This window comes from Streptomyces sp. NPDC057271 (assembly GCF_042668715.1).
GTDB lineage: Bacteria > Actinomycetota > Actinomycetes > Streptomycetales > Streptomycetaceae > Streptomyces.
Map to the genome: position 1 here is coordinate 1 of NZ_JBHUYJ010000115.1, position 24,516 is coordinate 24,516.

Below are 24,516 nucleotides of genomic sequence, written 5' to 3' on the forward strand. Positions count from 1 at the left end.
CCCAGCGGACGTTGTACTCGACGTTCGGCGTGGTCACGAGGACCGTCCTGGGGCGCGCCGAGCCGAACACGGCGTATTCGAGCGCGGGCAGCCGCGGCAGGTCGAGGTGCTCGATGACCTCGCTCAGGACCGCCGCGTCGTACCCGGTCAGGCGCTTGTCGGTGTAGGCGAGCGAGCCCTGGATCAGCTTCACACGGCCCGCCTGGCGCTCACCGAGCCGCTCCAGGCGCAGCCGCCGCCCTGCGATGGTCAGGGCCCGGACGGAGACGTCGACGCCCACGATGTCGGTGAAGCGCACGTCCTTGAGCAGCGCCTGCACCAACTGGCCCTGTCCGCAGCCGAGATCGAGCACACGGCTCGCGTCGGCGGCGCGCAGGGCGGCGAGGATCGCCTCGCGACGCTGCTCTGCGAGCGGCACCGGCTTCTCCGGGGTGTCCGTCGTCTCGTCCGCTTCGACCGCGTTGTCGAGCTCTTCCACCTCCAGCCCGTCGGACTCGGCGAGGCGCACCAGCTCCAGGCGCTCCATGGCATCGCGGGTCAGGCCCCAGCGGCGCGAGAGGTAGCGGCTGGTGATGAGCTTCTGCTCGGGGTGCTCGGCGAGCCACCCGTCACCGGCGCGCAGCAGCTTGTCGACCTCGTCGGGCGCGACCCAGTAGTGCTTTGCGTCGTCGAGGACGGGCAGCAGGACGTACAGCTGGTTGAGGGCGTCGGCGAGCCGCAGCTCTCCCGTGAGGACGAGCCGTACGTAGCGCGAGTCGCCCCACTCCGGGAACGAGGTGTCCAGAGCCACCGGCTCCGCGTCGACCGAGTCCCAGCCCAGCGGCCCGAACAGCTTGCGGACCAGTTCGGCACCGCCGCGCGCCGGCAGCGCCGGGACCTCGATGCGCAGCGGCAGGGGCGCGGCGGCGCGCTCGGGCATCGCCTTGCAGGCGCCGCGCAGGGCGCTCTTGAAGACGGTGGCGAGTGCGACGGCGAGCAGCGAGGACGCGGCGTACGGCCGGTCGTTCACGTACTGCGCGAGCGCCGAGTCGGGGGCGCCGCCCCTACCCTTGCCCCTGCCGCGCCGCACCAGGGCGATGGGGTCCACTTCGAGCAGGAGCGCGGCCGTGCACCGCTCGGCGGTCGCCTCGGGGTAGAGGACGTGAGCCGTGCCGTGCGAGGTCGAGAACGTCTGCGCGTTGTCGGGATGCTTGTGCAGCAGAAAGCCCAGGTCGGTCGCGGGACGTTCGGGGGTGCCGGTGGTGCTGATCGTCAGGAACACGTGTCGAGTATGGGCAGGTGCGGGCCCACGGCGGTACTGGTTATCCGTGACTCCTCCACCCCTGAAGGGGGTGGCTTCTCGTTATGCCGGTTGGGCGTCGCGACGGACCAGCCCGGCCCGTAGAACGTTGAGTGCTCCGATCACGTCGGCGTGCGCCTGGTGGCCGCATCCAACGCAGTGGAACTTCTCCTGTGTGGGCCGGTTCTCCGCGCTGACGTGCCCGCATTCGGGGCAGGTCCGGGAGGTGTTGCGGGGGTCCACGGCGATCACGTCCCGTCCGGCGCTTTCAGCCTTGGCGTGCAGGATCGTGAGGAACACCCCCCATCCGGCATCCGAGATCGAACGGTTCAGGCCCGTCTTCGCGGCGGCCCCGTTGAGCAGGAAGACGCCCTCGTTGTCGGGGTCGGGCGCGGCTGTCTTGACCATGTTGCGGATCTTGAGGTCTTCGTGCGCTATCAGGTCGTGGTCACGGACCAGGCCGAGCGCGGTCTTGTGGGCGTGGTCGAGCCGCTGGCGGCGGACCTTGCGGTGCAGGTCGGCGACGAGTTGGACGGCCCGCTTGTGGTTGGCGGTCCGCTTGTCCCGGCGCACGCGTCCGAATCGGCTGAGCTTGCGCTGTGCGGCTTCGAGCTTGGCGGCGGCTTTCCTGGCGTGGCGCGGGTTCTCGACGTGCTCACCGTTCGAGGTGGTGAGGAACGAGGCGATGCCCATGTCGATGCCGACCACGGACCCCGTCGCCGGAAGCGGTTCGGGCTGCGCCTGCTCGGCCGTCAGCACGACGTACCACTTGCGGCCCTCCCGCTTGACCGACACGGTTTTGACCTTGCCGACTACGGGCCGGTGCTGGTTGACCTTGACGTGCCCGACACCTTGGAAGCGGACGCGGGTGACGGGGTCGTGCGGGGTGGAGTCCCAGCGGCAACCGTCGCCGTCCTTCGGGAAGTCGACCGTGTCGAACCAGTTGACTCCCCGGAAGCGCGGGTAGCCGGGCGTGTCCCCGGACCTGATCCGGCGGAAGAACGCGGCGAACGCCTTGTCGAGACGACGCAGCGTCGCCTGCTGCGATGAGAACGACCAGCGTCCCTGACGTTCCGGGTCGAACGCCCGGATCTCCTTGAGCTGAGCGGACTGCATCCCGTACTTGATGCTCGTCTTCGTCGTGTGTCTGTAGGCGTCGCGCCGTTCCTGCAACGCGCCGTTGTACAGCGAGCAGTGATCGCGCAGCATCTCGCCGAGGGCAATCGTCTGGCCCACGGTGGGCCGCATGAGGAACTTGTACGCACGGATCATCCGGCCCACCCCCTTCCTGATCGTTGTGATCACTCTACTACACTTGGCCTATGTCACCACGTTGGGAACCAAACCCCGATGTCCGCCGTGGACGCCACGTCGTCTACAACCTTCACGCCCATTTGGTTTTCGTCACCAAATATCGGCGAGGCGTGTTCGATGACGCCATGCTGACGCGGTGCGAAGAAATCATGCGGGAGGTGTGCGCCGACTTCGAGGCCGAGCTGATCGAGTTCAACGGCGAGGAGGATCACGTGCATCTGCTGGTGCACTACCCGCCGAAGGTCGCCCTGTCCAAGCTGGTCAACAGCCTCAAGGGCGTCTCGTCCCGCTACCTGCGGTCCGAGTACACCGGCCGCATGAACCGCATCGGCATGGGCTCGGTGTTCTGGTCCGGCTCCTACTTCGCCGGGTCCTGCGGCGGCGCACCGCTCCAGGTCGTCAAGGACTACATCGAGAACCAGAAGCGGCCCGACTGACCGTCACCCCGGAGGCGCAGCGAACTCCGGCACTTCGCGCCTCCGGGCCAAGGATCACATTCCCGCCCGGCCCAAAGGCCAGGATTCCCTGCGAAGACAGGGATGGAGGTGTATCCGTGCCAGAGGCTGCGCAGTGAGTTCTCGGCGGCCTTGCCGAGGGCGTTCTCGGTGACCGGGTCGAGCTCGACTCCCTGGGCGGTGAACAGGTCGAGCACGAGCCGGGCCACGTCTTCCGGACGCTTGCGCAGTCCCAGCGAGGCGTGCAGCTCCGTCAGGAGCCGCTCTGCGTGGTGCGACGTCATGCGTCACACCCTGTCACCGCCTCGCCGGGACCTCCACCGGTTATCCGGCCGCGCGCGCTCAGCCCTCGTCGGGCGTCAGCTTCAGCGAGATGCTGTTGATGCAGTACCGCTGGTCCGTCGGGGTCGGGTAGCCCTCGCCCTCGAAGACATGGCCCAGGTGCGAACCGCAGCGCGAGCAGCGGACCTCGGTGCGGGCCATGCCGTACGAGCGGTCCTCGACCAGCTCGACCGCCGTGCTGTCCTTCGGGTCGTAGAAGGACGGCCAGCCGCAGTGCGACTCGAACTTCTCGGTCGAGGTGAAGAGCTCGGCGCCGCACGCCCGGCAGGAGTAGACACCCTTGGTCCTGGTGTCCGTGTACTCACCGCGGAACGCGGGTTCCGTGCCCGCCTGCCGCAGCACCTGGTACTCCGCCGGGGTCAGCTCCGCGCGCCACTGCTCGTCCGGCTTCTCGACCTCGTACGCCGTCATCACATGCTCCTCAGCTCGAAAGGCGGGCCAGGATCAGAGGACCGAGGTCCGTGACGTCACCCGCGCCCATCGTCAGAACGAGATCACCGGGCCTGGCCATTCCCGCGACGACGTCGGGCACCGAGGCCTTGTCGTGGACCGGCGTCACGTCCGCGCCGGCCGCGCGCGCCGCGTCGATGATCAGCTCGCTGGTGATGCCGGGGATCGGGTCCTCACGGGCCGGGTAGATGTCGAGGACCACGGAGGCGTCGGCGAGGGCCAGGGCGTCGCCCATCTCCGTGCCGAGCTCCTGCGTGCGGGAGAAGAGGTGGGGCTGGAAGACCACGAGGAGGCGGGCGGCCCCCGCGGCGCCGCGCATGGCCTCCAGGTCGGCCGTCATCTCGGTGGGGTGGTGGGCGTACGAGTCGATGACCTGGACACCGGCCGCCTCGCCCTTGAGCTGGAGGCGGCGGCCGACACCGGTGTACGCGGTGAGGGCCTGGGCCAGCTCCGCCGGGTCGATGCCCACGCGGGAGCCGGCGGCGAGGGCCGCGGCGGCGTTGTGGGCGTAGTGGCGTCCGGGGACCGAGACGGTGAAGGTGTGCTCGGCGCCGTCGAGGACGACGACGACCTCGCTGGTCATGCCCTTGGGGGTGATCGAGAGGATCCGGGCGTCGGAGTCCGCCGACTCGCCGACGGTCAGGATCCTCAGGTCCTGCCGGCCCGCGACGCGGCGCGCCAGCTCGCGCGCGCCCGCGTGCTCGCCGACGACGAGGGTGCCGCCGGGGCGGATCTTGGCGGTGAAGGCCTCGAAGGACTCGTAGATCTCGTCCATGGAGGCGTAGTTCGCGTGGTGGTCCAGCTCGACGTTGAGGACGATCGCGACCTCGGGGTCGTACTTCTGGAAGCTGCGGTCGCTCTCGTCGGCCTCCGCGACGAAGACCTCGCCCGCGCCGTGGCGGGCGTTCGTGCCCGGTCCGGCGAGGTCGCCGCCGATGGCGTACGAGGGGTCGAGGCCGAGCTCGGTGAGTGCGACGGCCAGCATGGACGTGGTCGTCGTCTTGCCGTGCGTACCGGCCACGGCGATCGCGCGCAGGCCGTCCATGAGGGAGGCGAGGGCGTCCGAACGGTGGACGACGGGGACGCCGAGCTCGGCGGCGCGGGCCAGCTCGGGGTTGTCGGCGCGGATGGCGCTGGAGACGACGACGGCGGAGGCGTCGTCGGCGAGGTGGGCGGCGGCGTGCCCGATGTGCACCGTGACCCCGAGTGCGCGGAGCGCCTCGGCGGTCGCGGACTCCTTCGCGTCGCTGCCTGCGACCTTCGCTCCGCGCTGGGCGAGGATCTTCGCGATGCCCGACATTCCGGCACCGCCGATGCCGATGAAGTGCGGCCGTTCCATGGCGGCAGGGATGGCGGGTGCCATGAGTGTTCTCCCCGGGGGACGACGTACAGGAGGTCCCCAGCCTAGTGGCTCCCCACGACACCCCCGGGCCCCCGACCCGACGGTGTCGGGGCCAGCGGCGCGGCCGGGGCGCCGCGCCGCCCCCGCCCGACCCCCGGCCGCGGGACCAGGGGGCGGCACGGGCCCGTACCCGCCGCGACCGGACCCCGCGGCGACCGGGTACGGCACGGACTCGGGCGGCCGCCGCGCCTCGGTCGGGGCCGCCCGCCCGCCGGGCACGGCCACCCGGCGCGGTGCGGTGCGAGGAGCCCCGAGCCCGGGCCGCGCCGCCCGGCCGCCCGGCGCGGTGCGGTGCGGTGCGGTGCGAAGAGCCGGGGCCGGGGCCGGGCCATCGGCCGAGACCCCGCCATCGGCCGGGGCCCCGTCCTCTCGCACCGTCCTCAGGCGGGCTCCGCCTCGCTGTGGGCGAACAGTTTCAGGACCGGTACACCGACCTTGTGGCGGGCCCGCGACGCCCAGTCCCGGTGGAAGAACTCCTCCACGTAGTGCGGCGCCGTCAGGACGATCACCTCGTCCGCGTCGGCCTCCTCGACCACCGACTTCATCTTGTTCAGGGGGTGGTCCTCGACCACCTGTCCGACCGCCTCGCAGCCGGCGTTCCGCAGTGCCTGCAGCGAGTACTCCAGGGCCTGCTCGGCGGGGACGCGGGCCGCCTTGCCCTCCGGTTCCTCGCCCTCGCGGGTCGCTTCCTTGAGTTCGCCCATGGCGACGTCGTCGATGGCGCGCAGGAGTACATCGGCCTGGTCACCACGGGGCTGCATCAGCACGATGAACGACACGTTCTCGTCGCCGTGCAGGGTGGTGACGAACTCCACGTCGACGGACGTGAGGGGCTTCTCGATCATCAGAACGCTTGTGAACACCTCAGGAGCCCTTCTGCGGAAACCATCCTTCCCCGTGCCCGCACGGGGTCTACGGGGGTAAGTGTGCCCAGCGGAAGCTAACCGGAACGACAAATTCCGCCGATTGTCAGATCCGACGGTAGCGGGTGAAAAGGAACCCGGCCTCCTCCAGCACCGACGCCACGGCGAACCGTTGCGGCACGGCCACCGAAGGCCCTCCGGCGATGCGCTGCGCGGTGCCCGCCGTCATCGTCGGCGAGACGGTCAGACAGAGCTCGTCGAGCACCTCGGCCGCCACGAACTGCCCGAGGAGCCGCGGACCGCCCTCGGTCAGCTGACGCCGCAGGCCCCGCTCCGCGAGGGCCGCCACCGCGCGGGCCGGCTCGACCCCGGGCCCGTCCCCCGCGATCACCACCTCCGCCCCCGCCCTCCCGGCCTCGGCCACCCGGCCGGCGGGCGCCACGGCGCCGGTCAGGACGAGAGTCGGCACCAGGGGCTCGGTGAAGAGCGGCGCGGAGAAGTCCAGGTCGAGGGAGGCGCTGACCACGGCGATCACCGGCGCGGGGCCCTGTCCGGCCGCCTTCCGGCGGGCCGCGAAGGCCTGACGCGCGCGTGCCGGGCGGTAGCCCTCCTGCCGTACCGTCTGCGCGCCCACGACGATCACGTCCGCAAGGCCCCGCAACGTGCCGAAGATCCGCATGTCGCTGTCGGAGGAGAGGGGCTGGGAGCGGCCGTCGTGCTGTCCGGCGCCGTCGAGGGAGGAGACCATGTTGGCGCGCAGCCAGGTCTCGCCGGGGGCGAGATCGGGGTACGCGTAGGCGTCGGCGAGCTCGTCGAGTGACCACTCGCTGTCACCGAAGGTGTCCTGACCGGCGTCGTCGGTGGCTGTCATGTCCGTCACAGGGAACAGGCGTCGCATCCTCGCAGTCTGACACGGCGCATAGAGTGGGGAACTGTGTCGACCCGTGCCTCCCATGCCTCCCGCGCCATAGCCGAAGCGACTTCCGGCGAAGCCGCCCCGGTCTCCCTCTGCGCCCGGGAGCCCCATGTCCCCGCCGACCGTCTCGTCGCGGAGATGGTCCCGCCGCCCCGGTTCGACTCGGTGCGCTTCGACACGTACATCCCCGACCCGAACCAGCCGAGCCAGACCGACGCGGTCAAGGCCCTGAGCTCCTTCGCCGAGGGGCTCGGCGGCGCCCACGCCACCGGTGCCGGGAAGCGCCCGGCCCTGAGCCGCTGGTTCGCGAAGAAGCCGGCCGCCCCCAGCGGGCCGCGCGGCGTCTATCTCGACGGCGGCTACGGCGTCGGCAAGACCCACCTGCTCGCCTCCCTCTGGCACGCCACGCCCGCCGAGCCCGGGCTCAAGGCCTTCGGCACGTTCGTGGAGCTGACCAACCTGGTGGGCGCGCTGGGCTTCCAGCAGACCGTGCGCACGCTCAGCGGACACCGGCTGCTCTGCATCGACGAATTCGAACTGGACGACCCCGGCGACACCGTCCTCGTCTCCTCGCTCCTCAGCCGGCTCGTCGAGGCGGGAGTGGCGCTCGCCGCGACCTCCAACACGCTGCCGGGCAAACTGGGCGAGGGCCGGTTCGCCGCCGCCGACTTCCTGCGCGAGATCCAGGGCCTCTCCGCCCACTTCCGTCCCCTGCGGATCGACGGTGAGGACTACCGCCACCGCGGGCTGCCCGAGGCACCCGCCCCGTACTCCGACGAGCAGGTGACCAAGGCGGCGTACGCGACGCCGGGGGCCTCGCTCGACGACTTCCCGCACCTGCTGGACCACCTGGCCAAGGTCCACCCCAGCCGCTACGGCGCGCTCACCGACGACCTGACGGCGGTCTGTCTCACGGACGTACGGGCGGTCCCGGACCAGTCGACGGCGCTGCGGCTCGTCGTCCTCGCCGACCGTCTGTACGACCGCGAGGTACCGGTACTCGCCTCCGGGCTTCCCTTCGACCGTCTGTTCAGTGAAGAGATGCTGAAGGGCGGGTACCGCAAGAAGTACTTCCGGGCGATCTCCCGGCTCACGGCGCTGGCACGAGACGCGAAGGCCTTGGTCGAGCAGTAGGTTGGGGGCCATACCCGATCGAAGGGATACACCATGGCCACCGTCCGTCACGCCCACACCGTCTGGGAGGGCGACCTCCTCAAGGGCAAGGGCGTCGTCACCCTCGACTCCTCCGGCCTCGGCGAGTACCAGGTCTCCTGGCCGGCCCGCACGGAGGAGCCGAACGGCAGGACCAGCCCCGAGGAACTGATCGCGGCCGCGCACTCCTCCTGCTTCTCCATGGCGTTCTCCAACGGCCTGGCCAAGGCCGGCAACCCGCCCACCCGCCTGGAGACCAGGGCCGACGTCACCTTCCAGCCCGGCGAGGGCATCACCGGCGTCCACCTGACCGTGCGCGGCGAGGTCCCCGGCCTGGACGCGGACGAGTTCAAGGCGCTGGCCGAGGACGCCAAGAAGAACTGCCCCGTCAGCCAGGCGCTCACCGGCACGACGATCACGCTGACCGCCGAACTCGCCTGATCACACCCTGACTGCCCGGGCCTGACCGCACCCTGATCGCACCCTGATCGCCCGCGCCACACGAGGCCGTTGTGGCCCGCATGGTTCACCTGTCACCACCTTGCGTGGTACACACATGCGGGTCACACGTCACAGCACACACCTGTCCTCCCCCATGGCCTCCGGCATGGGGGTGCCCCCACAGGAAAGTGGGTTGCCTCATGTCCGCAACACGACGTCAGATCCTGTCCCGCACCGGCGCGTCCGTCGCCGGCATCGCCTTCGCGGGCTCCTTCACCGAACTCTTCGCCGGTACGTCGGCCGCTCGCGGTCACTCCGGCTACGGTCCGTTGGTCCCCGACCCCGACGGCCTCCTCGACCTCCCCGAGGGCTTCCGCTACACCGTCCTCTCCCGCGAGGGCGACCCGCTCCCCTCCGGCGAGGGCCCCGTCCCGAGCAACTTCGACGGCATGAGCGCCTTCGCAGGCCGCCGCGGACGGGTCCATCTGGTCCGCAACCACGAGAACCGGGCGTCCGGCCGCATCGGGGTCCCGACCGTCGACGGGCTGACGTACGACCCCGCCGGAAAGGGCGGCTGTACGGCACTCACGCTCGACGGCCGCGGCGATGTCCTCGGCGAGCGCGTCGCGATCGCGGGCACCGCGGTCAACTGCGCGGGTGGGACCACCCCTTGGGGTACGTGGCTCACCTGCGAGGAGACCGAGGACAAGGCCGGTACCAACGGGTACACCAAGGACCACGGCTTCGTCTTCGAGGTCGACGGAGCCGACCCGCACCGCACCGGAGCCGTACCGCTGACGTCCATGGGCCGCTTCCAGCACGAGGCGATCGCCGTCGACCCGCACAGCGGGATCGTGTACGAGACGGAGGACGCGTTCGAGCGGCCGTTCGGGCTCTTCTACCGCTTCCTGCCCGAGGTGCCGATGGGCGGCCACGGTTCGCTGCGCGCGGGCGGAGAGCTGCAGGCGATGCGGGTGCCGGGAGTGCCCGACCTCTCCGTGATCCAGGAGACCGGGGCGAGCTTCGAGCGCGTCGAGTGGGTGCCCGTGCCGGACCCCCTGGCCGTCGAGACCCCCATCAGGCACCAGGACTTCGGGCCGAAGGGCATCACGCACGCGCAGAAGCTGGAGGGCTGCTACTGGGGCGGGCGGTCCGTCTACTTCGTCTCGTCCTTCGCCCGCACCGGCGACGGCTCCGGCGCGACCCACTTCGGTCAGGTGTGGAAGTACGAGCCGCACCGGCGCCGTCTGACGCTCGTCGTCGTCTTCGGCCCCAGCACCGACATCCAGTTGCCCGGCGAGTCGCCGGACAACATCTGCCTGGCCCCGAGCGGCGGCCTGATGGTCTGCGAGGACGGCGACGGAGCCCAGCACGTGTACGGGCTGAGCCGAAGGGGCGAGGTGTACGCGGTGGCGCGCGGGGCCCAGAACATCGGCACCCCGGAGGCGCCGGAGTGGGGCGAGTTCGCCGGCGTCACGTTCTCCCCGGACGGCCGGACGATGTACGTCAACTGCTACACGCCCGGCACGACGTTCGCGGTGACCGGTCCGTGGTGCTGACGTAGCCCGCGGCCAGCGGTCGCGGGGCCGTCCGTTCCGTCGGAGGATCGGGGAGGGGAAGGCGCGGGGCGGACGGGAAGGGTGGCGAGGTGGCGAAGAAGGACCGGAAGCAGGAGAAGAAGCCCGGCGAGAGGCGGAAGAGCCGGGAGACGAGGGACGCGCCGAGGAAGGACGGGCCGGAGGACGGATCCGGACAGCTCCGGTCGCAGAAGCAGCCGGTCCTGCGCGACCTGCTGCGCGTGCCCGCCGGGAAGCCCGTCGACCTCGCCGCGTACTCCACCTCGGAGATCCCCGCCGGGCCCGCGAGCAAGGCGGCGGGGATCGAGGCGACCGCCCTGCTCGCACCCCGCCTCGCCAAGTACCAGGAGCGTCTGTACGCGGCGAGCACGGCCGGCGACCGCCGTCGGCTGCTGCTGGTCCTCCAGGGCATGGACACCAGCGGCAAGGGCGGCACGGTCAAGCATGTGATCGGCCATTTCAACCCCTCCGGCTGCCGGATCCGCGCGTTCAAGGCGCCCACGGCGGAGGAGCGCGGCCACCCGTTCCTCTGGCGGATCGCGCGGGCGCTGCCGGTGCCGGGCGAGATCGGCATCTTCGACCGCTCGCACTACGAGGACGTCCTCATCGCCCGAGTCCGCGAGCTGGTGCCGCGCCGGGACCTCGGCCGCCGCTACGGCCAGATCAACCGGTGGGAGGAGTCCCTCGTCGACGACGGCGTGACGGTCGTCAAGGTGTTCCTCCACATCTCGTACGAGGAGCAGCGCGCCCGGCTCCTTGCGCGCCTCGACAACCCCGAGAAGCACTGGAAGTTCAACATGGGCGACATCGAGGAGCGCGCACTGTGGCCCGCGTACCAGGAGGCGTACGAGCTGGCCCTGGAACGCTGCTCGACCGATGCGGCGCCCTGGTACGTGGTCCCGGCCGACCGCAAGTGGTACCGCAACTGGGCCATCAGCGCTCTGCTCCTGGAACACCTGGAGGCCCTGGACCCGCGGTACCCGCCGGGAGACTTCGACGTGGCGGAGAGCCGGAGGCTGCTGCTGGCCACGTGAGCGCCCCCGGGTGTCCGGCAGCACGGTGGCGCGCCGGATTCCACGCTGGACGGTCCACACTCCCGGATCGGATAGCTTCCGTTCGTGACCATCTCTGTACGAAAAATGTCGACTCTCGCTGTGCTGGTAGCCGTTCTCGTGGGCTGCGGCAGGGGGGATTCCGGCACTGCGGCGGCTCCTGACAGCCTGTCCGCCACGCCGAGCGCGAGCGGGTCCTCGTCCCCCGGCTCCGGTGCCGCTCCCGGGCAGCCGGCGGTCGAACGCAAGGCTCCGCCGACCATGGCGCCGGGCCCGGGAGGGCTCACTCCGGTCTTCGAGCGGGCCCCCGAGGCCACGGGCAACGGCACGGACAAGGTCGTCGCGCTCACCTTCGACGCCGACATGACGGCCGACCAGGGGCCTCGGGCGGCACGTGGCGAGCGCTTCGACAATCCGCAGCTGATCGAGACCCTTCGGAGGCTCGAGGTCGACTCGACGGTCTTCATGACCGGCCGGTGGGCCGAGGAGTACCCGGACCAGGCCCGGTCCATCGGCACCGACCCCCGCTTCGAGATCGCCAACCACTCGTACAGCCACTACGCCTTCGCCACACCCTGCTACGGCCTGCCGACGGTGGCGAAGCAGGACATGGCGGCCGACGTGAAGCGGGCCTTCGAGGCGTTCCGGAAGGCCGGGGCGCGCAACGTCGTCCCGTACTTCCGCTTCCCGGGCGGCTGCTACGACGACCGGGCGCTGCGGGCGCTCGCGCCCGCGAAGGTCACGGCGGTGCAGTGGGACGTGGTCAGCGGCGACGCCTTCGCGAAGGACGGCGACGCGGTGGCCCGGCAGGTCCTCGACGGGGTGAAGCCGGGTTCGCTGGTGGTCATGCACTGCACCCGCAGCGCGGCCCCCGTGACGGAACAGGCGATCCGCCGGATCGTCCCCGCACTCCGGGCCAAGGGCTACCGCTTCGTGAAGGTCTCCGAGCTGATGGCGGAACGGGCGCCGTAGGCGTATTGATCGGCAGGGTCCTCGACACGGTGGAGGTCCGCGACGCCTCGTCGTCAGCCTTGCCGTGGAGCGTACTCACTCCCGCCACGCGGTCGCCCTGCTGCTCACGGCGGCCGCCGCGGCGGCGAGGGCCAGGGCGGCCGCGAGGGCGGGCCACGGAAGCGGGACCGTCGCGGTGCGGGAGCCGGTGATCAGGGCCGTCACCGCGTGCTGCGCCGGTGAGCCGGTCGTCACGAGCGCGAGGAGCGAGCCGAGGACCAGCGCGGTCAGGGACCAGCCTCGGGAGCGGACGAGCGGCCGGGTGGTGAGCGCGCCCACGGCGGCGCCGGTCAGGACGCAGGCCGTGGTGGCGAGAAGACCGGCGGCGCCGGCCCGGACCGGGTCGACGCGGCGGAGGTCGCTCATCGCCGTCACTCCGAGGACTGCGACGACGCCGAGCAGCACCGCGCAGGCCACGGCGGCCAGGACCGCCGCGAGATGGGCCCGTTCCCGTCCGGCCGGGGCGGCCACCACGTGGCGGGCGGCGGACGGTTCCTGGCCGAGACAGATGCGTACGAGCCAGGCCGTCACGGGGAGCAGCGCGGCGGCCGTGTAGCCGAGGGCGCCGAGCACGGGCTCCCCGGCCTGGACGCCGACGCCGAGGAACACCGCGTACAGCAGCACCGGCGCGAGCCAGCGCTGGGAGCGGAGCAGCAGGTCGGTCTGGTAGCGCAGGAGTGCGGTCATGTCCGTCCTGCCCGGAGGGCTTCGGTGGTCGTCAGTTCGTGGATGTGCCAGGAGGATCCGAGCAGGGCCCGCAGAGCCGCGTCGGAGTGCGCCGCGTCGACCGCGTACACCGTCGTGCCGTCGGGTCCGGGCTCGTACGAGGGCGAGCCGGGCAGCCCGTCGGGGAGCGGGCGGCCGCCGGAGGCCACGATCCGCGCGCGGGTCCGCGGGCCCTCGTCGCGTCGCGGGGTCCCGGGCCGTACCCGCCCCGCCTCCACCGTGAACGCGGCGTCGGCCTCGCCCGCGAGCCGTCGCGGGTCGTGGTCGACGAAGACGACCGTCCCGCCCGCCGCGACCCGCTCGCGGACGGCGCGGTCCAACTGCTCCCGCGCGCCTGTGTCGAGGCCCGTCCACGCCTCGTCGAGGACCAGGAGGCCGGGCCCGGCGAGCAGAGCCTGGGCGACGGCGACCTTCTGGCTGCTGCCCTTGGAGAGCTCGGCGAGCGGGGTGTCGGCGAAGTGCCCCGCGCCGAACCGTTCGAGCCACTCCCCCGCCCTCGCGGCGGCCTCCGCCCGGCCGAGTCCCTGGACCCGCCCGAGGTGGATCAGGAAGCCGAGCGCGGTGAAGGGCAGGGTGGCCGGGAAGCGCTCGGGAACGTACGCCGTGCGCCGTGGCCTGCCGGTGATCCGGCCCTCCGTCGGCGCGTCGATGCCCGCGAGGAGCCGGAGCAGCGTCGACTTCCCGGTGCCGTTGGTGCCCGTGATCCTGACGAGGCTCCCTGCGCGCAGCCGGAGTTCGACCCCGCGCAGTACCCACGGGCCGCGCAGGCCGTACCGGCGTCCCACCCGTTCCAGGTTCAGTTCGAGGTCTTCTGCGGAGTGAGCTCGCTGGGTCGGACGATGACGAAACCCTCGCCCTCCAGCTTCAGCTGGACGGCCTCGCCCGAACCGCCGCGGATCATCGAGCCGACGGACTGCGAGCGGTGCAGCGAGGTCTGCAGCTGGTGGCTCCAGCCGACGACGGCGTCGGTGTCGACGAAGACCGGGGACTGCGACGTGACGGGAATGACGATCGGGCTGCCCTCGCAGATCAGGGCGATCTTGCCGTAGCCGGTGAAGACGCTGTTGAAGAGGCCGCCGCCGGTCATGCCGGCACCCTTCACCGTCTTGATCTCGTAGCTGAGGGTGGAGTCGAAACAGAGGACGTTACGGCCGTTCACGGTGAACGCGTCGTTCTGCTCGATGTCGACGATGAAGCAGTTCTGCGCCTCGTGCGCGAACCAGGCCTCGCCCTGACCGCGCACGGCCATCAGCGCCAGGCCCTCGCCGGTGACGGCGCGCTTGAGCATGCCGCCGATGCCCTGGCCCTTGCGCTCGAACTGGAGGTTGCCCCGGAAGGCGATCATCGAGCCCTGTCGCGCCTGCATCTCGCCGTTGACGGCGTACTTGACGCACTTGGCGTTCTGCAGGGTCATTCCGGGGAACGTGGCGGTCTCGGCAAGGTGTTCGCTGGCGAAAAGGTCGCTCTTCATGGGGGCATCCTGTCCCGGAACCGTCCATTCCTCCAAGAGGCGTCTCCGTCGGCGGTGGCAGACTTGCCAGGTGAGCAGCGACGAGACCGACATCCGCGATGAGAAGCCCCAGTTCGTCCTCCCCCTGGTGGTACGGATCGAGCGGGCCGAGCCCCCGGCCCGTACCGACGCCCTGGAGACGGCCGCCCGCGCCGTCCTGGAGATCCTCGCCGACGAGCGCTCGTCCGGGGACGGCGCGTGGGCGCAGATCATGACCGACTGGCAGGACGCCCGGATCCGCAAGGTCGTGCGCCGGGCGCGCGGCGCGGAGTGGCGGCGCGCGGAGGCGCTCCCGGGAATCACGGTGACGGGTGAGGCGGCGGAGGTACGGGTGTTCCCGCCGGTCCCGCTGGACGGCTGGCCCAAGGAGCTGGCCAAGCTCCAGGTCTCGGGCACCGATCTGGAGGACCCGGCCGCCCCCGGCGTCCCGCGCGCGGGCGCGGCGCTCCTCTGGCTCAACCCGGAACTGGACATGTCCGCCGGCAAGGCCATGGCCCAGGCGGGGCACGGGGCGCAGTTGCTGTGGTGGGAGATGCCGGAGTCCGACCGCAAGGCGTGGCGCGAGGCCGGCTTCCCGCTGGCCGTACGCGCGGCCGATCCGGCGCGCTGGGCGGAGCTGACGACGAGCGGTCTGCCGGTGGTGCGGGACGCCGGATTCACGGAGATCGCTCCCGGTTCGTGCACGGTCGTGTCCGCGTTTCCCGCGCTCGGTGCGCTCGGCGACTGAACACGCCCGTCCCCTAGTACGTATCTCCCGATACCGCCAAGCGGGTTGAACGGAACCCTCGTTGCCGGTTCAGTTCCGGTGACCGATATTTCGAACGTAGGGGAGAGACATCTTGTCGCTACGCGTCAACGGGACGGCACTCATCATCGCGGCGCTCGTCGCGACGGTCGGCGCGCTCGCCTTCCCCGTCTGGTCCTACGCCGACCGCTCCGGAACCGGCCAGGCGAACCTCAACGCGTCGAGCGTCGCCACGCAGTGGGGGCCGCTGTCGGCCACGGACCGTGACTTCCTGGTCAAGGTACGGCTGGCCGGTCTCTGGGAGCTTCCGGCCGGCCAGCAGGCCGTTCAGCGCGCCCCGAGCAAGGCGATGGTGGAGTGCGGCGACCATCTCGTCGTCGGCCACACCGACCTGGACCGGCGGGCCCGCACCGTGGCGGCGAAGCTGGGCGTCGAGCTGCCCAACCAGCCGACCGAGCAGCAGCAGGGGTGGCTGCGGGAGCTGACGGCGGCGAGCGGCCAGGAGTACGAGCGGAAGTTCGCGAACATTCTGCGCAACGCGCACGGCAAGGTGTTCTCGCTGATCGCGGAGGTCCGGCACACCACGCGCAACACGCTGATCCGCCAGCTGGCGAGTGACGCGAACCAGACGGTCCTCGACCACATCACCATGCTGGAGGCCACCGGGATGGTCGACCACGACGCGCTGGCGAACGAGGCCGCAGGAGGGAAGACGGCGCCGCCCACGGGCCCGCCGGTCGTGTCGACGCCCGCGGCGCCCCTGCCGGTCGGGCCGTCGGGGACCGACCAGCGGTACACCTCCCGTCCACCGGCGGAGGCGGGCATCGTCACACCGCATTCGGAGCCGTAGCTCCGCCGAAACCTCAAATCAACCTCTGAACGTCCCCCTGACTGGATTCGAACGTGCCCGGCGGGGCCATCACGTGGGGGACTGAAGGAGGGGGACATGACGGAACTCGGCATCGGCATCGGCTGGCGGCCGGAGATAGCGGAGGCGGTGGAGGCGCTCCCGGGCGTCGACTGGGTGGAGGTCGTGGCGGAGAACGTCTGCGCGGGCCATCTGCCCGACTCGCTGACGCGGCTTCGCTCGCGCGGGGTCACGGTCGTCCCGCACGGCGTCTCGCTGGGTCTCGGCGGCGCGGACCGGCCGGACGCGGGGCGGCTCGCCGACCTGGCGGCGACGGCGACGGCGCTGGGGGCGCCGCTGGTCACGGAGCACATCGCGTTCGTCCGGGCCGGTGGCGCGCTCACCGCGACGCCGGTCCTGGAGGCGGGCCACCTGCTGCCCGTGCCGCGCACGTGGGACGCGCTGGACGTGCTGTGCGAGAACGTCCGGATCGCCCAGGACGCGCTGCCGGTGCCGCTGGCCCTGGAGAACATCGCGGCGCTGATCTCCTGGCCGGGCGAGGAGCTGACCGAGGGCCAGTTCCTGGCGGAGCTGGTGGAGCGTACGGGGGTACGGCTCCTGATCGACGTGGCCAACCTGCACACGAACCACGTCAACCGGGGCGAGTCCCCGTCGAAGGCGCTCTCGGAGCTCCCGGTGGAGGCGATCGCGTACGTCCACGTGGCGGGCGGCCTCTTCCGCGACGGGGTCTGGCACGACACCCACGCCCACCCGGTCCCGGAGCCCGTCCTGGACATCCTGTCGGAGCTGGCGTCCCGGGTCTCCCCGCCGGGCGTCCTGCTGGAACGGGACGACAACTTCCCCGCGCCCGCGGAACTGGCGTCGGAACTGGCGACGATCAGGGCCCGGCTGGCCCTCGTCGGGACCGCCGGCGCCAAGGCGGCGACGGCCGCGACCGCGCCCCTCGGTGGCGTCGCGGCCGCAGGGCCCGCCAAGGGGGTGGCCGTCGGCACGGTCCCCGCCCGGTCCGCCGAGCACGAGACGGGGCACGAGACCGGACACGGCGTCGAGCGTGAGGCCGAGCCCGCGCTGCTGATCGGTGCGGGCGCCCGGGTCTCGGGAGGTCCGATGCCGCAGCCGTCGGGCGGTCCGCTGGCACAACCGTCGGGCGGTCCGATCCCGCAACCGTCGGGCGGTCCGCTGCCGCAACCGTCGGGCGGTCCGATCCCGCAGCCCCGGTCCGCGGAGCCCGCGGCCGCAGCAGCCGGGGGTGCCGACGGGCAACCCGCCGCTGATCCCGGGGTCGCCCGCTTCACCGCACCGCCCGAGAGCCCCGGCAGCCCGTGCGGCACGGGCGCACGGGAACGAGTCGCCGTGGCGCAGACCGCGCTGCTGTCCGCGCTCGTCGCCGGAACGCCCGTGCCCGAGGGATTCGACCCGGCGCGGCTCGGGGTGCAGAGCCGCGCACTCGTCGGAAAGCGGGCCGACGTGATCGCCAGGATCGCACCCGAACTCCCCGAGATCCTCGGCGACGACTACCGGCCCTCGTTCCGCGCGTACGCCAGGTCCCGCCCCATGACCGGCGGCTACCGCCGCGACGCGCTCGCCTTCGTCGAGCACCTGCTCGTCGCCGGACGCCCCGAGGACCCGGACGCCCGGCGCCGCCTCACCCGCTGGTGGCAGGAGCGCACCGACACGCGCCCGCCCGGCCCCGCCGCCCGACTCATCCGCGCTGCCCGCGCCGCACTCGTACGGAGGTGACGCCCTCATGAACCTGATCGCCCTGATCTTCTGGGCCGCCGTGATCACCGGCTCCGCCCTGCTCATCGTCAGCCTCCGCGCCGGACGCGCGGACCGCGGCGGTGCCGTCCACGACCTCGCCGAGGCCGCGTTCCTGGCCGGCGGCCCGCCCAGGGTGGTGGACACGGCCCTGGCGACCCTGCACGCCGAGGGACTGATCGGAGTCGGCGGGCCCGGCCTTGTCGTCGTTCTCCGCCCCGACCTGCGGGCCAGGGACCACGTCGGCCGTGCCGTGCTGGAGCAGCTCGCGGCCGCTCCCAGCGGCGCCCTGCACGATCTGCGCCTCGCGGTGATGCGCAGCCCCGCCGTCCAGGAGATCGGCGACGGCCTCGCCGCGCGTGGTCTGATGGTGGCCCCGGCCGTCCGGCGCGCCGGCCGCCGCTCGTGCCTCGCCCTCGGCGTCGGATCGCTCACGCTGCTCGTCACCTCGATCGCCCTGACCGTCGGCACCCACCGCGCCCCGTTCGAGGTGCCGTTCCTCGTCAAGGTGATCCCGGTCCTCTTCGCGGGCCTCGTCGTGGCCCTCGGCTGCGCCGCGTACAACACCGGCCGCGCCACCCGCGGCGGCCGACGTGCCTCGGCGGAGTACCACCGCGACCACGTGTACGACGCCGACGCCGGGCACCAGGTGGCGTTGCGCGGACTGCGCGGCGTGCCGGATCCCGAACTGCGGACCCAGCTGATCGCGGCGGCACGGATACCCCTCGCCAGGACCCGGACCACCACCACGCCCGGCACGTCCCGCCCGCACGGCACGCACAACGCGCACGGCACGTCCGGCACGGACGCGGTTCTGCTCCCGGTGCTCTGGTGCGCGGGCACCCCGGGCAGCCCGGGCGGCTGCGGGGGTGCCTCCGGGAACACGGGAGGCTCCGGCGGCGGAGGCGGGACCGACAGCGGCTTCGGCGGCGGCTGTTCCGCGAGCGCCTGCTCCGGCGGTTCCGGAGGGGGGTCGAGCTGTTCGGGCTCCGGCGGTGGCGGTTCCTGCTCCAGCAGCTCCAGCTCCAGCGGTTCGAGCTGTTCGAGTTCCAGCGGTTCGAGCTGCTCCAGCTCCAGCGGCTGACCGGGTCGATTCCCGCGACACCGGCCGGAGACGCTTTACAACGGGGTGGCCGCCGTGCCCACGATCCTGCCGTGAAATCCCTCGCGTTGACCGGAACCGTCGGGTCGTTGCTGCTGACCTCCCTCACCGTCGCACCCGCCCCCGCCCTGGACGCCCCGCCCGCCGAGACCGGCGGCACCGTGGCCGCCGCCCGCCGCGCGGCCGCCGAAGGAATTCGCTTCGGCGGCTGCCCGGCGGCCGAAAAGCTGCCGCCGTCCGTCCAGTGCGGCACCGTCCGGGTCCCCCTCGACTACGCGGATCCCGACGGTGTCCGGATCCCGCTCACCGTCAGCCGGCTCAGGGCCTCCGGGCCGGCCGCCGACCGTCAGGGCGCGCTCGTCTTCAACCCAGGCGGTCCCGGCGCCTCGTCGACGTACTTCCCCCTGGTCGCCGAACTCCCGGCCTGGAAGCGGGTCGCCGCCGCGTACGACCTCGTCGGCTACGCCCCGCGCGGCGTGGGCGCCTCCGCCCCGGTCTCCTGCCAGGACCCCGCCGACCGCCCCAAGGGCCCCACCCCGGCGCCCACCCACCCCTCCGAGGTCTACAAGCGGGAGCGGATCGCCCGTGCGAAGACGTACGCGCAGGGCTGCGCGAGCCGCACCGGCGCCGCGCTGCGGCACTACCACTCGCTCAACAACGCCCGTGACCTGGAGGTGCTGCGCGCCGCGCTCGGCGAGCCGAAGCTCACGTACATGGGCGCCTCCTACGGCACGTACTTCGGCGCGCTGTACGCGACGCTCTTCCCGCACCGGGTGCGCCGCATGGTCTTCGACGCGCCCGTCCACCCCGCGCCGGGGCAGATCTGGTACGCCAACAACCTCGACCAGTCACGCGCGTTCGAGGCCCGCTGGACCGACTTCCGCGCATGGGTCGCCAAGCACGACGAGGTGTACGGCCTGGGCACCACCGTCGAGGAGGTCCAGGAGAGTTACGAGAGGATCCGCGCCGAACTCGCGGCGCGGCCGGCCGGCGGACGTGTCGGCCCGGGGCAGCTGCACAGGGCGATGCTCCAGGCCGGGTACCACGACGGTTTCTGGCCCCTGCGGGCCACGGCGCTCGCCCGGTATCTGCAGGGCGACCCGAAGCCGCTGATCGAGCAGGCGGCACCGAGCGAGGAGGTCACGGAGTCCACGGGCAACGGGGCGGCCGTCTACACGGCGGTGGAGTGCAACGACGCGCCGTGGCCGGAGGACTTCGCGGTCTGGGACCGGGACAACACCCGGCTGGCGAAGGTCGCCCCGTTCGAGACCTGGGACAACGTCTGGGCCAATCTGCCCTGCGCGTACTGGAAGGCGCCCCGGCAGAAGCCGTTGGACGTACGGACCGGTCCCGGCGTGCTACCGCCGGTGCTGATCCTGGCCGCCGAGCGGGACGCGGCCACACCGTACGAAGGAGCGCTCGAACTGCAGCGCAGGCTGGCGGGTTCGGCTCTGGTGACCGAGCGGGAGGCCGGTACACACGGGATCGCGGGCGGGGCGAACGCCTGCGTCAACGGGTACCTGGAGACCTATCTGCTGACGGGGGCCGTGCCGGACGCCGCCGGAGGGACGCCGGTGCGGCGCGCGTCGTGCGCGCCGCACCCGGAGCCGGACCCGGTGTCGCTGGAGCGGCGTGCGGAACTCCGTCCGCCGTCTGATCTTCCGGGTCAAGGGATGACGGCCCGGCAGGCAGCCGGGTCGTCACCGAGTCGGTAGGGCGGCCGTCAGGCCAGCCCCGCCACCAGGTCCGCCACGGAGCGGCGGCGGCCGGTGTAGAACGGCACCTCCTCGCGGACGTGCATCCGCGCCTCGGAGGCCCGCAGGTGGCGCATGAGGTCGACGATGCGGTGCAGCTCGTCGGCCTCGAAGGCCAGGATCCACTCGTAGTCGCCGAGCGAGAACGAGGCGACCGTGTTGGCACGGACGTCGGGGAAGCCACGGGCCATCTTGCCGTGGTCCGCGAGCATCCGGCGGCGGTCCTCGTCGGGCAGCAGGTACCAGTCGTAGGAGCGCACGAAGGGGTAGACGCTCACGTAGTCGCGGGGCGTCTCGTCGGCCAGGAAGGCCGGGATGTGCGACTTGTTGAACTCGGCGGGGCGGTGCAGCGCCATGTTCGACCAGACCGGCTCCAGGGCGCGGCCCAGCTTGGTGCGACGGAAGAGGTTGTACGCGTCCTGGAGCTCGTCGCTCGTCTCGGCGTGCCACCAGATCATGACGTCCGCGTCGGCCCGCAGACCGGAGAGGTCGTAGGTGCCACGGACGGTGATGTCCTTGGCGGCGAGCTGGTCGAACAGCTCCTGGACCTCGTCGGCGTAGCCGGCGCGGTCCTCGGGCAGGTTGTCGCGCAGCTTGAACACGGACCACAGGGTGTAGCGGATGACCTCGTTGAGGTCCTTCGCCTTCTTACCGGCGTTCGGGATCTTTTCGGGCGCACTCATACGCCTATTCTCGCCCGTCACGGACAGTGCCCTGCACCAGGGTGGGTGGTTCACGACGTGGCGATGATCTCGTCGGGGAACCCGGCGGCGATCTCGTCGGCGGCGCGGGTGCCCGAGGCGACGCAGGCGGGGATGCCGACACCGTCGTACACGGCCCCCGCCACACGCAGTCCGGGGACGCGGGCGACGGCGTCGCGGATGCGGGCGACGCGGGCGAGATGGCCCACGGGGTACTGCGGGAGGCCCCCGGTCCAGCGGGTGACGGTGGTGGCGACAGGCCGGGCGGTCAGCCCTGCGGCCGCGGCGAGGTCCTTCAGGGAGGCCTCGACGAGATCGGCGTCGTCGCGGAAGACCTGCTCCTCCTCGCCGTAGCGGCCGACGGAGGTACGGAGGAGGAAGAGGTCGGGGGCGCCGTCGGCAACCCACTGCCACTTCTGGCTGGAGAAGGTGGACGCCTTGATGGTGTGTCCGTCGACGGGCGGCACGAGGAAGCCGGAGCCGGGCAGCGCGTGCACGTCCTGCCTGCGGAAGGCGAGGGTCACGAGCGCCATCGAGGCGTACTCGACGGTCCCGAGCTCACCGGCGGCGGCGGGCGCCTCGGTCGCGAGGAGCTCGGCGGCGGCCCAGGCGGGCGCGGCGACGACGACCGCGTCGGCGAGGAACTCCCGGCCGCCGGCGTCGACCCGCCACTGTCCGCCGTCCACCACGCGGCGCAGGCCGGTCACGGGCATGAGGGTCAGGATCTCGCCACCCGCCGCGCGGATCGCCCCGGCGACGGCCTCGGGGAGGGTGCCGATGCCGCCCTCGATGCCCAGGAAGGCCGAGCCGCCGAGGCCGGTGGCCGCGCCCGCGGCGTCGGACGGGGTCGCGGCGCCCGCGCGCTGGACGGCCTGGACGGCGTCGGTGAGCGTGGGGTGGGTCCGGGCGGCGGCGAAGAGCGCGGGGACGGCGGCCCGCATCGAGATGCGGTAGGCATCGCCGGCGTACACCCCGCCGAGCAGCGGTTCGACGAGCCGGTCGACGACCTCGTGGCCCATCCGCTCGGCGACGTACGCGCCGATGGCGATGTCCTCGCCGATCTCGGCGGGGGGCAGCTCGCGGTCGTGCGCGACCCTGCGCAGACCCTCGTCGGAGAGGAGTTCGGTGAGCGCGGCGGGATCGCCCGGGACGCCCATGACGTGGCCCTTGGGCATCGGACGCAGCGTGCCGCGGGTCCAGACGGACGCGGTGGTCGTGGCGGGCGGCCGGAGCCGGTCGCCGAGGCCGACGGCACGGGCGAGCGCGATCGCCTCGGGCCGGCGGGCGAGCAGGGACTCGGCACCGAGGTCGACGACGGCACCGGCGATCTCCCCGGCGAGCAGCTTGCCGCCGAGCCGGTCGCCGCCTTCGAGCAGAGTCACCCGGAGGCCGGCCGAGACCAGCCGGTGGGCTGCGGCGAGGCCGGCGATACCGCCTCCGACGACGACGACATGCCTGGTCCTGGTGTCCGCGTTCATGGCTCCACTCTCTCAAACCCGGTTCGGAGGCCGGAACGTGACCGCATCGCCACCGTCCGGGGACCCGTGAGCAGCCGCCACACCAGACGGCCACGGCCGCTCTTCGGCTCGAAGCGCCCGGAGGTGAACCGAGCCCTGAAGAATGAGGACCATGAGCGAACGACTGGTGGTCATCGGCGGCGACGCGGCAGGCATGTCCGCCGCCTCGCAGGCACGCAGGCTCAAGGGCCCCGAGGAGCTGGAGATCGTCGCCTTCGAGCGCGGTCACTTCTCCTCGTTCTCGGCCTGCGGCATCCCGTACTGGGTCGGCGGCGACGTCGCCGAGCGCGACGAACTGATCGCGCGTGCCCCGGAGGAGCACCGGGCGCGGGACATCGATCTGCGGATGCGCACGGAGGTCGTCGAGCTGGACGTGCCGGGGCAGAGGGTGCGCACGCGGGATCTGGAGTCGGGCGCGGAGGCGTGGACGAGCTTCGACAAGCTGGTGATCGCGACCGGCGCGCGGCCGCTGCGGCCACCGCTGCCGGGGATCGACGCCCCGGGTGTGCACGGCGTGCAGACACTGGACGACGGTCAGGCCCTGATCGACTCGCTGGAGCGCACGAAGGGCCGGCGCGCGGTCGTCGTGGGCGCCGGGTACATCGGCGTGGAGATGGCCGAGGCGCTGCTGAAACGGGGCTACGAGGTGACCGTCCTCAACCGTGGCGAGCAGCCGATGGCGACGCTCGACCCGGACATGGGGCGCCTCGTCCACCGGGTGATGGACGGCCTCGGGATCCGGACGGTGGGCTCGGCGGCCGTCACCAGGATCCTCACGGGGGAGAACGGCCGGGTCCGGGCGGTGGCGACGGACGACGCCGAGTACCCGGCGGACGTGGTCGTCCTCGGGATGGGCGTGGTGCCGGAGACCCGCCTCGCGGAGGCGGCCGGGCTGCCGCTGGGAGTGCACGGCGGGCTGCTCACCGATCTCGCGATGCGGGTGCGGGGCCACGAGAACATCTGGGCGGGCGGAGACTGCGTGGAGGTGCTCGACCTGGTCTCGGGCCGGGAGCGGCACATCGCGCTCGGCACGCACGCCAACAAGCACGGTCAGGTCATCGGCTCGAACGTGGGCGGGGGCTACGCCACGTTCCCCGGGGTGGTTGGCACGGCGGTTTCGAAGGTGTGCGACCTGGAGATCGCGCGGACGGGTCTGCGTGAGAAGGAGGCCCGGGAGGTGGGCCTGCGGTACGTCACGGTGACGGTCGAGTCGACGAGCCGGGCGGGGTACTACCCGGGGGCGGCGCCCATGACGGTGAAGATGATCGCGGAGCGGCGAACGGGCCGGCTCCTCGGCGTGCAGATCGTGGGCCGTGAGGGCGCGGGCAAGCGGGTGGACATCGCGGCGGTGGCACTGACGGCCGGGATGTCGGTGGAGCAGATGACGGCGCTGGACCTGGGGTACGCGCCGCCGTTCTCGCCCGTGTGGGACCCGGTCCTGGTCGCGGCGCGCAAGGCGGTCGCGGCGGTGCGCGCGGCGGGGTGATCGCGTCGCCGACCCGGGCGCGCCGGCAGGCCGGGGCGCCCGCCGACGAACCGAGCGGGCCGACAGAGCAGACGCGTCGCAGGACCGGGCGCGCC

General features: G+C 72.3%; 24 protein-coding genes. 12 read left to right on the plus strand and 12 right to left on the minus strand.

Going from position 1 to position 24,516, the window contains the following annotated elements:
• Positions 1-1,261, minus strand: a 1,261-nt coding sequence (locus tag ACFUJR_RS33480; protein ID WP_383451040.1) for a 3' terminal RNA ribose 2'-O-methyltransferase Hen1, incomplete at its 3' end; no start/stop codon positions are given.
• An 81-nt stretch (positions 1,262-1,342) separates the two neighbouring features.
• Complete coding sequence (locus ACFUJR_RS33485) at positions 1,343-2,551, minus strand: RNA-guided endonuclease InsQ/TnpB family protein (protein WP_383451043.1); 1,209 nt, start codon at positions 2,549-2,551, stop codon at positions 1,343-1,345.
• A 50-nt stretch (positions 2,552-2,601) separates the two neighbouring features.
• Between ACFUJR_RS33485 and tnpA the strand changes: the two genes are divergently transcribed.
• Positions 2,602-3,030: an IS200/IS605 family transposase gene (gene tnpA / locus ACFUJR_RS33490; protein ID WP_383173416.1), complete on the plus strand. Its 429-nt coding sequence runs from the start codon at positions 2,602-2,604 to the stop codon at positions 3,028-3,030.
• Here the strand turns inward: tnpA and ACFUJR_RS33495 are convergent.
• The 5 genes from ACFUJR_RS33495 to ACFUJR_RS33515 all read right to left on the minus strand — a co-directional run bounded on the left by ACFUJR_RS33495 (position 3,000) and on the right by ACFUJR_RS33515 (position 7,003).
• Positions 3,000-3,332, minus strand: a complete 333-nt coding sequence (locus ACFUJR_RS33495; protein WP_383173414.1) for a hypothetical protein — start codon at positions 3,330-3,332, stop codon at positions 3,000-3,002. The two genes, tnpA and ACFUJR_RS33495, sit on opposite strands and share 31 nt — an antisense overlap.
• Before the next feature lie 58 nt (positions 3,333-3,390).
• Positions 3,391-3,801: a peptide-methionine (R)-S-oxide reductase MsrB gene (msrB, locus tag ACFUJR_RS33500; protein WP_383173412.1), complete on the minus strand. Its 411-nt coding sequence runs from the start codon at positions 3,799-3,801 to the stop codon at positions 3,391-3,393.
• A 10-nt stretch (positions 3,802-3,811) separates the two neighbouring features.
• Complete coding sequence (murC, locus tag ACFUJR_RS33505) at positions 3,812-5,203, minus strand: UDP-N-acetylmuramate--L-alanine ligase (protein ID WP_383173410.1); 1,392 nt, start codon at positions 5,201-5,203, stop codon at positions 3,812-3,814.
• A gap of 419 nt (positions 5,204-5,622) precedes the next feature.
• Positions 5,623-6,105 carry an indole-3-glycerol phosphate synthase gene (locus ACFUJR_RS33510; RefSeq protein WP_383173408.1) on the minus strand — a complete coding sequence of 161 codons (483 nt, stop codon included), beginning with the start codon at positions 6,103-6,105 and terminating at the stop codon, positions 5,623-5,625.
• A gap of 106 nt (positions 6,106-6,211) precedes the next feature.
• Entirely contained in the window at positions 6,212-7,003 is a 792-nt protein-coding gene (locus ACFUJR_RS33515; protein ID WP_383173406.1) for a pyrimidine reductase family protein, read from the minus strand.
• A 36-nt stretch (positions 7,004-7,039) separates the two neighbouring features.
• Between ACFUJR_RS33515 and zapE the strand changes: the two genes are divergently transcribed.
• The 5 genes from zapE to ACFUJR_RS33540 all read left to right on the plus strand — a co-directional run bounded on the left by zapE (position 7,040) and on the right by ACFUJR_RS33540 (position 12,215).
• Complete coding sequence (zapE, locus tag ACFUJR_RS33520; protein ID WP_383173404.1) at positions 7,040-8,155, plus strand: cell division protein ZapE; 1,116 nt, start codon at positions 7,040-7,042, stop codon at positions 8,153-8,155.
• A gap of 33 nt (positions 8,156-8,188) precedes the next feature.
• Positions 8,189-8,614 carry an OsmC family protein gene (locus ACFUJR_RS33525; protein WP_383173402.1) on the plus strand — a complete coding sequence of 142 codons (426 nt, stop codon included), beginning with the start codon at positions 8,189-8,191 and terminating at the stop codon, positions 8,612-8,614.
• Between the two features lie 200 nt (positions 8,615-8,814).
• A complete protein-coding gene (locus ACFUJR_RS33530; RefSeq protein ID WP_383173400.1) occupies positions 8,815-10,173 on the plus strand; it encodes an alkaline phosphatase PhoX in 1,359 nt (452 codons plus the stop codon).
• Between the two features lie 221 nt (positions 10,174-10,394).
• A complete protein-coding gene (locus tag ACFUJR_RS33535) occupies positions 10,395-11,225 on the plus strand; it encodes a PPK2 family polyphosphate kinase (protein ID WP_383173423.1) in 831 nt (276 codons plus the stop codon).
• 105 nt (positions 11,226-11,330) lie between these two features.
• Complete coding sequence (locus tag ACFUJR_RS33540) at positions 11,331-12,215, plus strand: polysaccharide deacetylase family protein (RefSeq protein ID WP_383173398.1); 885 nt, start codon at positions 11,331-11,333, stop codon at positions 12,213-12,215.
• Positions 12,216-12,290: 75 nt separating this feature from the next.
• On the opposite strand, the gene ACFUJR_RS33545 is transcribed toward ACFUJR_RS33540, so the two are convergent.
• From ACFUJR_RS33545 to ACFUJR_RS33555, 3 genes are read right to left on the minus strand one after another with little or no spacing between them, the layout of a single operon-like run.
• Positions 12,291-12,941: an ABC transporter gene (locus tag ACFUJR_RS33545; RefSeq protein ID WP_383173396.1), complete on the minus strand. Its 651-nt coding sequence runs from the start codon at positions 12,939-12,941 to the stop codon at positions 12,291-12,293.
• Complete coding sequence (locus ACFUJR_RS33550; RefSeq protein ID WP_383173420.1) at positions 12,938-13,780, minus strand: ATP-binding cassette domain-containing protein; 843 nt, start codon at positions 13,778-13,780, stop codon at positions 12,938-12,940. The genes ACFUJR_RS33545 and ACFUJR_RS33550 overlap by 4 nt, the downstream gene beginning before the upstream one ends.
• Complete coding sequence (locus tag ACFUJR_RS33555) at positions 13,777-14,451, minus strand: AIM24 family protein (RefSeq protein WP_383173394.1); 675 nt, start codon at positions 14,449-14,451, stop codon at positions 13,777-13,779. Before ACFUJR_RS33555 ends, ACFUJR_RS33550 begins: the two co-directional genes overlap by 4 nt.
• Positions 14,452-14,521: 70 nt before the next feature.
• Between ACFUJR_RS33555 and ACFUJR_RS33560 the strand changes: the two genes are divergently transcribed.
• The 5 genes from ACFUJR_RS33560 (at position 14,522) to ACFUJR_RS33580 (ending at position 20,678) form a co-directional block, all read left to right on the plus strand.
• The gene (locus ACFUJR_RS33560) at positions 14,522-15,217 is read left to right on the plus strand and encodes a peptidyl-tRNA hydrolase (protein ID WP_383173392.1); all 696 of its coding nucleotides are present in this window, start codon (positions 14,522-14,524) and stop codon (positions 15,215-15,217) included.
• A gap of 112 nt (positions 15,218-15,329) precedes the next feature.
• Complete coding sequence (locus ACFUJR_RS33565; RefSeq protein ID WP_383173390.1) at positions 15,330-16,085, plus strand: DUF4142 domain-containing protein; 756 nt, start codon at positions 15,330-15,332, stop codon at positions 16,083-16,085.
• A gap of 96 nt (positions 16,086-16,181) precedes the next feature.
• Positions 16,182-17,843 carry a DUF692 family multinuclear iron-containing protein gene (locus ACFUJR_RS33570; RefSeq protein ID WP_383173388.1) on the plus strand — a complete coding sequence of 554 codons (1,662 nt, stop codon included), beginning with the start codon at positions 16,182-16,184 and terminating at the stop codon, positions 17,841-17,843.
• 7 nt (positions 17,844-17,850) lie between these two features.
• Positions 17,851-18,945 (plus strand): TIGR04222 domain-containing membrane protein, encoded by a 1,095-nt coding sequence (locus ACFUJR_RS33575; protein ID WP_383173386.1) that lies wholly within the window; start codon positions 17,851-17,853, stop codon positions 18,943-18,945.
• A 71-nt stretch (positions 18,946-19,016) separates the two neighbouring features.
• Positions 19,017-20,678 carry an alpha/beta hydrolase gene (locus ACFUJR_RS33580; RefSeq protein ID WP_383173384.1) on the plus strand — a complete coding sequence of 554 codons (1,662 nt, stop codon included), beginning with the start codon at positions 19,017-19,019 and terminating at the stop codon, positions 20,676-20,678.
• Between the two features lie 8 nt (positions 20,679-20,686).
• Here the strand turns inward: ACFUJR_RS33580 and hemQ are convergent, their stop codons facing one another.
• Together hemQ and hemG are read right to left on the minus strand one after the other, a co-directional pair.
• Entirely contained in the window at positions 20,687-21,400 is a 714-nt protein-coding gene (hemQ, locus tag ACFUJR_RS33585) for a hydrogen peroxide-dependent heme synthase (protein ID WP_383173382.1), read from the minus strand.
• A 50-nt stretch (positions 21,401-21,450) separates the two neighbouring features.
• Positions 21,451-22,896, minus strand: coding sequence for a protoporphyrinogen oxidase (gene hemG, locus ACFUJR_RS33590; protein ID WP_383173381.1), 1,446 nt, complete (start codon positions 22,894-22,896; stop codon positions 21,451-21,453).
• Positions 22,897-23,047: 151 nt separating this feature from the next.
• Here hemG and ACFUJR_RS33595 point away from each other — a divergent pair, with 151 nt between their 5' ends.
• Entirely contained in the window at positions 23,048-24,421 is a 1,374-nt protein-coding gene (locus tag ACFUJR_RS33595; RefSeq protein WP_383173380.1) for an FAD-dependent oxidoreductase, read from the plus strand.
• The last annotated feature ends 95 nt before the right edge of the window (positions 24,422-24,516 follow it).